This is a genomic window from Nostoc sp. JL23 (assembly GCF_017115065.1).
In the GTDB taxonomy this organism is placed as follows: Bacteria; Cyanobacteriota; Cyanobacteriia; order Cyanobacteriales; family Nostocaceae; genus Nostoc; species Nostoc punctiforme_A.
Window position 1 is genome coordinate 26,557 of record NZ_JABXKN010000126.1, and the last position, 12,289, is coordinate 38,845.

8 protein-coding genes are annotated in these 12,289 nt (G+C 38.3%); all 8 read right to left on the reverse strand.

The features are described from left to right. Nucleotides 1-2: 2 nt before the first annotated feature. Nucleotides 3-698, reverse strand: coding sequence for a restriction endonuclease subunit S (locus HWQ42_RS25580; RefSeq protein ID WP_292817030.1), 696 nt, complete (start codon nucleotides 696-698; stop codon nucleotides 3-5). A 13-nt stretch (nucleotides 699-711) separates the two neighbouring features. Beyond that, entirely contained in the window at nucleotides 712-2,055 is a 1,344-nt protein-coding gene (locus tag HWQ42_RS25585) for an N-6 DNA methylase (protein WP_292817031.1), read from the reverse strand. Nucleotides 2,056-2,058: 3 nt separating this feature from the next. Beyond that, nucleotides 2,059-2,751 (reverse strand): type I restriction enzyme HsdR N-terminal domain-containing protein, encoded by a 693-nt coding sequence (locus HWQ42_RS25590; RefSeq protein WP_292817032.1) that lies wholly within the window; start codon nucleotides 2,749-2,751, stop codon nucleotides 2,059-2,061. Nucleotides 2,752-3,509: 758 nt separating this feature from the next. Beyond that, nucleotides 3,510-5,435, reverse strand: coding sequence for a TnsD family transposase (locus HWQ42_RS25595; RefSeq protein WP_292817033.1), 1,926 nt, complete (start codon nucleotides 5,433-5,435; stop codon nucleotides 3,510-3,512). Between the two features lie 42 nt (nucleotides 5,436-5,477). Then, a complete protein-coding gene (locus HWQ42_RS25600) occupies nucleotides 5,478-7,436 on the reverse strand; it encodes a TnsD family transposase (protein ID WP_292817034.1) in 1,959 nt (652 codons plus the stop codon). 11 nt (nucleotides 7,437-7,447) lie between these two features. Beyond that, entirely contained in the window at nucleotides 7,448-9,022 is a 1,575-nt protein-coding gene (locus tag HWQ42_RS25605; protein ID WP_292817035.1) for an ATP-binding protein, read from the reverse strand. Continuing rightward, on the reverse strand, nucleotides 9,019-11,211 hold the full coding sequence (locus HWQ42_RS25610; protein ID WP_292817036.1) for a Mu transposase C-terminal domain-containing protein: 2,193 nt from the start codon (nucleotides 11,209-11,211) through the stop codon (nucleotides 9,019-9,021). Before HWQ42_RS25610 ends, HWQ42_RS25605 begins: the two co-directional genes overlap by 4 nt. Beyond that, nucleotides 11,208-12,053, reverse strand: a complete 846-nt coding sequence (locus HWQ42_RS25615) for a TnsA endonuclease N-terminal domain-containing protein (RefSeq protein WP_292817037.1) — start codon at nucleotides 12,051-12,053, stop codon at nucleotides 11,208-11,210. The genes HWQ42_RS25610 and HWQ42_RS25615 overlap by 4 nt, the downstream gene beginning before the upstream one ends. Nucleotides 12,054-12,289: the final 236 nt, after the last annotated feature.

Sequence of the window (12,289 nt, forward strand, 5' to 3'; positions counted from 1 at the left end):
AACTACTGTTTATTGGTGAAAAATGTTTCTATTAATTGACTAGCTTCTTCTATAAGTTTTACCGCTTCTTTCTGGAGTTCTAGGGCTTTAATTTGTTTATTTTGTACAGCTTCAACTAAAATTTTTTGTTCATGCAGAGGAGGTAATGGAACAGGCAACTCTAGCAAATGAGAGATATTGATTGAGGGACGGATACTACCTATAGCTTTCTGCTGTATCAATTCTTTACCCAATGAAGAATTTAGAAATAAAGATAAGTAATGTGGATAGACTCTTTCGTTTAGTTCTAACTTTGCTAAATATGATGTAAGATTAGCAGGATAATCAGATTCATAAACAGCAGAGATATTCATATTAGGACGTATAGATAAAGCTACTAAAATATCATTTCTTTTAACAGCACTCTTATACAGCTTCCGATGCTCTTCTAATGAGATAAACTTATTTGCATTTCTTATTACAACCCCTTCAGGCTTTATACACTCTAATGATAACAGTGGTATTCCTTCCGCCGAGGTAATCTTTTGTATTTCAGAAAATCCACGCTCAGTTTTTTTAACAATTTCTTTAAGAAGAAGAACTGGATATCTCAATTTGTTTAAAGCTTCATGTGCCTTTTGTGATGCTGAAGAGAAAACAGAGAAATTCCATCTTTTTTCTGTTTGTAATTCGCTTAGTTTTACCTTTGTTTTTTCCATAAGATAGTAACCATTAGAAATTAGTTAAATCATCAATTATTTCTTGCATTTCACTAGAAATTGCTTTTTGATTCTGGGAATTCTTAATAGACCCATATTTGTCATAACCAATATCATCAATTCGTGCCATATAGATTTCATAATCTTCATTGTTTTCACCATTTATTTGCAGATTTTCTCGCTGATCATCTGAATTTAAAGGTTGATTTCGCTTTTCTAAGATAATTAAACTAGTCTTCACACCTGCGCCATAGGGTATGAATGTCTCTTGTGGCAAGCTAATTATTGCCTTTAGGGTTGCCCAGCGTAAAATCCATTCACGTACATCTTGCATGGAACTATTTGCTAATATGCCATCAGGCAAAACAATTGCTAATTTACCATTTGGTGCAAGATATTCAAAACAACGATTTAAAAAAGCAACCTCTTGAGGAATAGCTTTAACAACTTTGCCATTTTTCTTTGTTAATCCATCCCGTGAAGCAAAGTCCTTTAAAATCTTTTCATTTGTCACTTTAGAACCAAATGGGGGATTAGTTAAAATCATTGTTAATCCACCTAGATAAAACCCAGGTCGGTCTGGAAGACCCTCTGTAATTCCTCCCGTAATGCTACTCAATTGCTCCAGCGAATCCATTACTTTTAAATCGGCATATTGTGCGCCATTCATTAAAGTATTAACTCGCGCTATACGCATCACATTAGGAGAGGATTCTGCACCGAATAAATGATTATCTCTAAATTTGATAAATTCCTCAGTTGGTTCTTCCGGATTAATCCCTTCAGCACTACCACCATTATTTGCTATTGCTTTGGTATACTCCTGCTTACGCACATAATCTAAAACGTGAGTTAGCATCCGGGCTGAACCGCAAGCAGGATCACCAACATAATCATTTACTGTTGGTCGCAAAATCCCCACCATTAAATTAATTACTGGCGTAGGAGTGAAATATTGCCCTAAATCATCACGGAAAGTTTTACTTAAAAAGTCCTCAAACACCCCACCTTTGACATCTGCTGAAGATTTTTGCAAACTCCAAGGCTGCAAACGCTTCACAATTTCCATCGTAGTGTAAGGTTTAAATTGCAGTAGATCAGCTTCATTAAAGCCCAACCTTGCCGAAATTTTGTTACCAAACTTTTTCGCTAGTGTCTCTCTTTCCCACTGCTTGGCTCTTTCAAAAGTTTCTCTTACTTGAACTAATAAACGTTCTGGATCAGTTTCATTACTGACACTAAACACGTAAGCTCGTGGCTCACCTGTTTCCTTAACCAAATCAACAGTCGCCTGCTCGTCGTACCATTTAGCAAACAAGAATTTAACCATTGCATCAACGGCTTCCTGGGGCTGCAAACCCTAGTTATCTCTCAGGATCGAATGGCATCCAGAATGGGTATCTCCTAAAACCTCACAAAATTTATCACTGGTTAGTGGTATGAGTCCTGTTTCAATCCCATCCGGCTCACTAGGATTAAGAATTACAGTATAGGGGCTATGCTTTGCTACCTCACGCGCACTTTCAAACTTAGGTAAATCGCCAATTGATTCTAGCTTTCTTGGGTAGTCTAGATCACGATGATAAATTACCGTATGATAGCCATTAGTCAAAATTGCATAACGAGCAGATGGTGAAGCACTCATGTAGGCGTTGAGCCGATTTAGATGATCTACCCACCCTTCCGGCTCTTTCCCATCAAGTTTTTTATTAGGTTCCATTGCCTCCAGCATAATGAAGGCTACATCTAAATTACCTACAACGTCCGCATAACGATCATCATAAACAACTACATCGGTCCGTCCTTGATAGCGCCGCCCGCCTTGATAAGTACCTTCTGCAACATTTGCATACAGTCCTAGTTCCATTGCCTCTAGTGGAACATCGTACTCCTCTACTAAAATCTCAATCGCCCAAATTGTTACAGGATCTTCCGCCGGACGCACGTAAGAACCATCAGCTTTAAATAACTTTTGTAGATTCATGTGCTGGCGATACTTCGCTGGTATGTCAGCAGGATTTTGGTACGGGTTTGTGAAGTTACTGAATGGCATGGAGCGATCCGTGTAAATGACAGATTATGGACTAGCAGATTGATATACTAATACAATATATTACAAGAGCAATACATAAGCAGATACTGCTCTGAGCCTAACTTTATAAGCAGTTAGCAATTCAACTTAGTAGTGTCGTTCAAAATCTGAGCTACTTAATATGATTATTCCCAGTACCCAAGCTTAAATTAACTTATATTTTATTTATATTTGTAGTTGACAATTATACTTAAATATGAAAAAGAGCTAAAAATCAGCCTAGTCATATCTAGCCATAGTCGATAAGTTGACCTTCTAGCAACAAGTGATCGCTCATTTCTAATTAAAGTTGATCACTTCAGCCGATCACTCCAGCAATCATAAATTATCTTGTGCCGAGTATGAGGCTAGTGATATCCAAACATACATGATAAGTTGGCTTTCCAGCAAAAAGCACTCACTTCTACTGTGTTTGCTCTTGAATACTTAGTCATCCAATCAAATAGCTAGGTTTTACAACTTCAACCCAAAGCAATCACCTTATTTTTGCTCTAGAACTGGAGGGTGATCGTCAAAAGTTGAGCCTCGTTGCTCTAGGTCGTGCTTCATATCTTCTGTAAGTCCTACAGTGCCTGCAAATGAAGCTTTTACAACATTAGCATCACTCCGGTTGGCATTGCTGAAATCTATAACGCTGATCTGGGTATCGAAACTAGGGTAACTGTAGATAAATTGAGCCAGAACACAGTATTTTAGCCTTCTGCATCCTCAAATGTACACTAGAGGTTGAAAGAGTCCAAAGCAGTTGCGATCGCCTGTTTAACTAAACGCAACTCTCTTGTCTGTGGACGTAGACCTGCTCTGCGTACCAATTGCCACCTCTGGGGAGCAATATTCTCTTGGCGGAAAGAATCCGCTGCCCATTGAACCCTTCTGGCAGCAAATTCTTCTCTAGTTTCGCTCAGTTCAGCTAGAACTTCTGCTGTTTTTGGTAGCCTTTTGAGATGTTTTTTGACCCAAGCACTTGCAGGATGAGTAAGAGAATTAGCGATCGCTGTCTTGCTAATCCAAATTGGTCGATTGGCATCTTGCTTTAAGCGCTGTGCTGCAATCTTCACTGCTTCTACCGTTTCAGCACCTCGTCTATTCCAATCCACACATACAGTGCCATTGTTTGTTATTGGTGGTGGCAAATGCTCCAAAAGCCAATTTTTGTCGTATTTGTATAACTGAGCATAAATTGCTGGTGCTTTACTTCGTAATTGTGTTCTTCCCACCTCAGGGTTAGCTTCAATTAGCTCTAACCATTGCTGACGGCAACTTTCAAGGACATCTGGAGCCTGAATAAATGTGAATGCACGAGGCTTAAGTGAAGGACATAACTCAGTTGCTCTAGCCTTAGTATTAGGCCGAGGAAAGGTAAGCTTTAGCCTATCTGCTTGACGAAGCACTGTCTTGACCTCAACTCCCAAAAGTTGACTAATCTCTTTAAGGGTAAGTGATGAGTCTTCCCAGAAAGTTTTTAAATACTCTTCCCAAACAGAACCATATACCTTGATTTTCGAGAATCGAAAGTGATCCTCTGGTGATTCATCGGGACCTATCCTAGAGTAAACAAAACCACAGGTACAAGAAAATATACCTGTTGGTTTATGATTCTCCTGATTATATGTAATCTGGCAATTTTTTATGTGTGGTTTTTTAAAATATTTGCACACAGGGTTAAGGCAGCGCCAGGGAGCATGACCGAATGGTTTTGGTGCTTCTTTTAGCTCAAAAAATTCTTGTGCTGTGTATCCTAAAAAGTGAATAAATAGCAGATGCCGTAATGGATGATGAACCCTTTTAGGGAAACGTACTAATTGAGCAAGCCAGTTATCGCGAATTTTCTCATCAAGTGGGCATTGCAGCCAATCTAAAACTTGCGAAGGGTAGTAATTTTTGAAGAGCCTCAATAATTCCTGAACACGAATCCTACCTGTGTAAGTCACTAACTCTGGATTGTTTTTTACTAAAGATAAGTATTTTTGATACAAAGCTTCTAAGTCAGGGACGAAGCGACAATTATTCAGAAGCCAGTCTATGTCTCTAGCAATCTTCAACAGAATTTTGTGCCCAGAATTTAAGGGGTCTATTGGACGAGGAGATATTACTTTAATTGCCTGTTCTGCGGAAGTAAATTCATATATTCGTCTACGATTGTGGGTTAATACAACACTTTTCTCTAAAAAAACTCCATGAGTGGAACAGACTTCAACACCAGGTAATTGATGAAGACGATGCCAGTAGCACTCACCAAACTGCTTGCGATCGTCTTCCATACACACTGGACAGAAGCGTAGGTGAGAAGGCATTTCAATAAATCCAGCCACAATTCCCAAGCGTGTATGAATTTTGGAGCCATTATCACCGCACATATCCTCCCGAACAAGTTGAAGTCTCTCTGGGGGCAAGAACGGACTATAAAAAGGTAATAGAGTGTGATTTTGGATGAAATAGTCAACTGTATAACAGCATCCAGGAGGTAAGGCGGTAACAAGTCTATGAAGCCTGCTTGGTAGGTCAAAGATTGCGATCGCATTTTTTGTTTGAAATAAATCTTGAATTATTAACCTTTGGCTAGGATAATTTAATCGATATTGAAATCGAGCGCAGATGCTATATAGTAATTCATCTGGATATGGCTCAGGAAAATAACCAAGCATAGTTTATTATTTGTTTGGTAAGTTTATCTCATGCTGCTGTCGTTACAAATCATCTTCAATAACTATTGGATTTACATCGCCAGCATTATTTATTAGCTCAAGAGAGCGCATAGCATCATCAATTGCTTTGTCTAAAATTGGGTTTGGTATGGAGCGAGAATAAGAAGAGCTAAATTTGTTGACAAATTGATGTCTTTGTGGTTGAACATTTTGCTGTCTATAACACTCTGCTACCCATTGAATTTTCCGGATTGAAAACTCTTCATGAGTTTCAATAACTTCACTCATAACTTTGGCAGTCAGTGGCAACTCATGTAAGTGACATTTTAGAAGAGATGACTTGTTGAGTAATCTCCAAATTGCTTTTTTTGTGATTCTTTTCGGAGACCCAGGAATATTTTTGAATTGAAGTGCTATAGCTTTTACAGCATCAGCAAGTTGAGAATCTCTAATAGCCCAGTCTGGACTTGATGATAACTTCTTCTTAGTTTTAGTCTGTGGTGGTGGCAGATGTGCTTCCAGCCATTCAAAATCATGCTTGCGAAGCCAGCCATAAACACGAGGACACTTTGTAGCTAATGCTCTCCTTCCACTTTCTGGGTTTTCGTTGAGCAGAGACAACAACTCTTGTCGATAATTTTCTAACCTATTTTTTACTGTTGTTTGACTTATTTGCTCTATAGCTTGCTGTGGTTTCTCGCAATCTGAATGAGAATTAACAAGTTTTAAACGCTTTGCCTGAGAATAAAGAGTGGGAATAGAAACACCCAATTTCCGCGATAGTTCATGATTGCTAATTGAGCTATCCTTCCATAAATTTTGTAGACTCTCTTCCCATACTTCTCCATATAGCTTGACTGTAGATTTACAAAATTTATCTTCAGCTACTAAATCTGGTCCTTTTCGGGTGTAGGTAAAACCACAATTACAACTGAATAATCCTATTGGTCTTCTTCCCTTTTTATTGTTATGTGTAATCTGACATTCTTTAATTTTTAACTGGCGGAAATATTTACAAGTAGGGTTAAGACAGGGCCAAGACCCTTCACCAAATGGTTTTAAATTTGGGAAAAGATTGAAAAACTCTTCTACTGAATAGCCGAAAAAGTGAATTAATAGTAAATGTCTTAAAGGGTGGATACTTCGTTCACTGGGTCGTAGTGGTCGATATATCCAATTTCTTTTCCAATTCTCATCAACTTCACAATTGAGTAATTTTAAGTAACCTTCTGGATAAAAATTGGCAAAAGCTTTGACGAAATCAAACTTATAAAGTTGACCTTTATAGGTTGAAAATTTGTTTTGGATTACTAAATATAAATAACGATTATACAGAAGCTCTGAATTAGGTAGTATCTGATGCTGATTTAGTAACCAGTTAACATCATGAGCTATCTTAAGACAATAGGCATAATATGGAGTCAATAAATCTGATGTACTAAAATAATTTTCTTTAACAGCTTTTTCTGCTGTGAAAAAGTTATAGCGATTTTCCCTATTTCGCATAGGAACATTGCTGTTTTCCAAAAAAACTTCATGTAAAGGGCAAACAAATACACCAGGCACTTGATGTATGCGATGCCAGTAACATTCGCCAAATTTCTTTTTGTCTTCCTCAACACACAAAGGGCAAAATTTTAGCCAGTCTGGAGATTTAACCTTATTGGATGAACAGCCTAAATGCCTGTATGTTTTTGAGGCATCTTCTCCTTTCATGTCATCTCGAAGTTGATTCTCTAATTCCTGTGTTAGGAATGGGAGATAAAGAGGCAATAAAGTATGGTTATCTATCAAATAGTCAATTGTATAGCTATGGCCAGGTGGTAGAACTGCAATTAGATAACTCAAATGACCAGGTATATCAATATAAGCAGAGGCTTTTGAGCCAAAAAGCTCATAACATACAGACTCCTTAGATATATTTGTAAGTCGCTCTTGGTATCTAGCACAGGCACTGTAGAGCAGTTCATCGGGGTAAGGATCTGGAAAAAACCCAATCATTGCGCTGCCTCTTAAATAAGATATTCAGTAGCAGAACAGATATAGCCTTTTTGCTTTAATGCTTCATAAACTGTAATCCCCTCGTTTACACCAAAAGAGGCAATATTTACCAAACTACCTTTATCCAATGAATCTTGCTGACGTTTACGTTGGTTCTTCTTGCTTTGAATTTGAGAATCACCATTTACATCCTTTTGGTTAATTGCTGGTTTTATATCATAAGAATTCAAAGCTATGTTTTCATCTTCTTGATTACTCATCAAGCTTTTTTGAATAGTAGGAGAGGAATTAATCTTACCAACTACTTTTAAATTCTTTAAAGCTTCTTCTATATAAACATTGATATCAAGGGGACGAACATCTTCGAACTTTTGAAGTGCTTGTATATTACCTGATTGTAAAGCTGACAAAATTGGTTGCGCTAAACGAAGACTATCCTTAGCAACTGACCGAATAATACTTGCTGTCACCACCTCTTTTTCTGTAACGATTGCTCGGATTTGCGCCAGCATATAAACTTTAACAGCAAAATCAGTAATTCCTTGGGTTACTTCATAAAGCACATGGCTTAAGTCTGGCTTTAATGAGCATGGTTTCCGAACATATTGGTATCGCCAAAGTGATTCAACAAATAAATCCCAAACTTCATCTTCTGCCATCCTGTCCCATACTAAATCACCTTGCCCACTTGCTCTACGTGTTTGTCTAAACTCTCCACTTAAAACGGGCATAGCTTTGTAAGTTCCTACAAGAACAACAGGAATACCGATGGTATTAACCACTTGCACAAAGAAGTTAAGCATCTTTTTATAACCGCCACTTTTGGCTTCATTTAAGTGTTGAATTTCATCTATTACTAAAACTCCAATACAGTGGAGCGAGGCTACACGAGCCATATTTGGAATTAGCTCATCTACAGTGCGTCTACCTCCACCTGCTAAATTTCTGTAATAGTTTGTTCCTAACAGGTCATCAACTGCTTGAAAAAAATTCAGACATAAGCCTTTGATTGAACCATCAAAAGGGCAATCAAGCTTTAGCCAGACAATTTGCATCAAAGTCAAATTACGGTCACAATATTGGCTGTGAATAATTACTTGAGGATAGAGAGATAAAATTGCTTCTACAGCAGTTGTCTTGCCTACTCCGCTAATTCCAATAATTGTAAAACCTGTGGCTGTTGAGCGTAAGCGAGTTGGAGTAATGTTTTGAGAACTCAATCCATCTATTCGCTTTTGAAATTCTCTCCAAAAATCTGCTATTAAAGGATTGCGTGCTTGATATCCACTCCGAATCATCCGTGAAAAACGCTGTTCTAAATCCAGATGAGTTGGAAGAGGTGCCACGAATTGCAGTGCATTTTGCACTAAATGTAAACGTAAGTGAGAAGGTAATTGGCGTTCATCTTGATCGTAAGTTGGATAGTTACTTAAACACATCATCGCTTCTTCTTCCGAGAAGATATGAGGTAATGCCTCAATCAATGGATTGTTACGGTAACTAGAAATTAAAGGGTCACGATATGAAGCTGGTACAATAATCCCTTTACCAACTAAAACAGATGGTATAAATTCGCTCGAATTCATTGTTTTAATTTTCTCTCCCTTAGTTGACGCAATTTATTAATAGGCTTTGGCGGGGCTACATAGCCTTCGTTATCTTCTTCTGATAAAGTATCTGAAGGTATAGGTAGAAGAATTACTTGCGCTGGGTCTTGAGCATCCTTTGTTACTCCTAGCTCCCATGCTCCTGTTTCTCGCTCATTTTCACGCTCTGATTTGCGATTTTCTCTAATATTTTTGGTACGCGATCGCTTACTTTGACCAGTGAGTGCTTCTTCCGTTTGCTGTTTAGCTTCAGCAACAATGCTATTTACCTGGGCATGAAATACAGCTTTTGCCTGTTGTTGGCTAGGTCTAGCCATTTCTTGAGCTTGTTGTTTTAATGCAAAATAGTCAATTGCCTCATACCAGTCTCTTCCTTGGAATGCGTTTTGCGTGTTGATTAATTGGCAAGGTTCTAAATGTTGAGTGTCATGAAGACGCAGATAAATTATGTCAAGTCTGCGGATATCATAAGCAATAGAAATCTTCCATCTGCCATTTGCTCTTGCCCTGACAAACCACTGTTCTCGCAAAGCTAGTTCACAGGTGTAGTACAAACCTTTATAGTAGATACCTTGATAGGTAACAGAAGCTTCATCTGTTGGCAAGAGGTTTAAACGTACTATGTCAGATGCCATCTGGCGCAAATGACCACCCCGATTCCGGATTCCCCAATTCCAAAGTTCGATTGGGTATGGATCAACGTGTTCCTGAATCATGAACTCGTCCATTCGATACCAGTCCATACGGTGGTTTTTATTATGGTCAAGGACGCAGTAGATAATTAGCTGTCGGAACTGGTTGAGGTCTAAGACTGCATCGAGGCGATAGTCTCGCTCACCTCTTTCTCGTTTTCGGTAGACTGCCCCAGGCATCCAATGAATCATCTTGTCGTTACTAAGACGGAAATTCCTTTCCACAATGCCTTTCCAGTCGGCTCGGTAAGGCGGTGTATTGGATACTTTTATATTGAGAGCATTCACTAGATTGTCTGCATTGTAACCTTCGAGTTCCCCTCGGTCTGCAAGGATTGCTTCCGGAAGGTAATGGCTAGGCCAATCTTCTTCATTGATCGAAATGCCATATTCCTGACAAAATACCACCTTATTAGCACTGACATTTTCGAGTGCTAACATGGCACTTAACCAACTTGGACCTTCCAGACTCACACTAAATCCCGTGATAAGTCGACTAAAGGTATCGATGATAAAATAAATTACAGGGCGACCAATAATGCGGCTTCGGTCTAGAGAACTAACTAGATAAATGTCACCGATAGTTGAGTCAATTTGGTAAACTGAGCCTGGTCCAAATGCCATTTGAGTTGAATCACCAAGCACAGATCGATGGCGTAAATTGAATTGTCGCTGTCCCTCGCGCGAAATCTTTTCTTGAGTAATATCGCGCTCCTTCTCATACCAATAACGGAACTGAGCAAATGTAGGTTGCTGATTTTCAGGAGGTAGCACAGGAATTAATTTCCCATTTTCCCCGATTTCATAACCTATATGAAGATGTTTTTCTAGGGTTAACTGAAACGCATCTTTTAAAGTTATTCCTTGTTGGTCTTTATAGAAATCTTTAATGCCACGACGAAATTTTTCTTTAATTCGGAAGTCAATATTTACTCCCAAGGGTAGCTCTATTGCTTTTGATAGCTTACTGGGACGACCGCGTTTGATATCTCCATTCTTTCTCTCCTTCCCTTTACCACCACGTTTATCAAATAAAGGAAGGAGAGCATTTTTTGTCTGTCCTGCTTGCCAGTAACGTCGTAAGTAGCTGTAAATCGTGGCTTTTGTCCGTCCTGTACGTTTTACTGCTGCTTCTACAAGTGGTCCACGATCGCGCGGATTAAATAAATTTTCACTTTCAACTAATGAAGCAATGACTTCCCATGCTTGATCCCTGTGCTTTTGGTGGTTCTCAGGAATTACACTTTCAGGACGAAGCATTATTCCATATGGGTCAACTGTTAAAATATGTACTTCTTGAGCAAGAATAGCAGTTTCTATTTCCTTACACTTCTGCCATATTGGGAGACTTTTTCGGTTAATAATCTCAATGGTAACCACATCTGTACCAGATGGGTCAATCCAAAGTACACGCTCAATGTGAGGCTCATTAGTTGAATTTTGCCACTCTAGCAGCATATTTACGAAGAGACTCATCCTGCACTCCTTATTGCCTGAGGTGATGCTGCTAAAGGAACACTTAGCAGAGATAAAGGCTTACTAGGTTGAACTGGCTTATTCATATTAACTTGCCACTTGCGATTAGCTATTAGATGACGAACAATTGAAAGACTAGTCCCAGGAATTTGACCTAGTTTGTCATCACAGTCAGCCGCAATCTCAGCTAATGACGAATGAGTTTGAGTTACTCTCAATGTCAATGCAGTTGCTATATAACTGATATCGAGGTCTGTTAAGCCTGAAATATCTTCGGTTCTGAAAAAAGGGTGTAACCAGTCAACATTTTTAGCCAATACTTGAGGAATTTCTGCTTCTGTAACAATACCCCAATGTATATTTCTATTTTGCCAGTAACGACATTCAATTTCTAGCTTTTCTAACTTTCGTTCTTCCTGTAATTCTTTTGCGCTTTTAACTGTCCGAGCTTGTTCGATTATGTCAATACTCCGAGGAACCGTAATCAAAAAGTCCGTTGTCATGACAATCGGTTCTTTTGTTTTTGGATCGGTTGGATGACGGAAGCCACACTCTTCAGCAATAGCTAGAGTTTCTACTAAGGGTAGTAGTGGATACTGCTCGCGAATATCAATAACAGTTGGCGACCATTCAAGTACATAAAAATAGCTAAGTTCTAAGTTACTAAGAAAGTGGTGGACTCGTTGAGTCTTCCAACCCTTAATCCGTGTTGCTAGACCCTGAGAAGGTACATCTTGAATTAGTAGCCAGGGTTTATAGTCTGACCCTCTACCTTCACCACGTCCGTCATTTATACGTTTGTGAATGGTTGTCTGATTTGTTATCCTGGAACGTTTAGCCATAATCGATGTTTACTGGTATGTTATTAACTTAAATATAAAAGCTTTTATAAAATGTAATTTATTCGTTAACTAGTTAACGAATAAATATTTTGCTATATTAAAGGCTAAATTAATAGGGATGAAATTAATTATATATTTTCATGGAAAATAAGTAAATTGAATTTTATTTAATTGCAAAAACAAGAAATTAAACATATATTACATAATTATTAAATTTTTATATATTTTTGTATTTT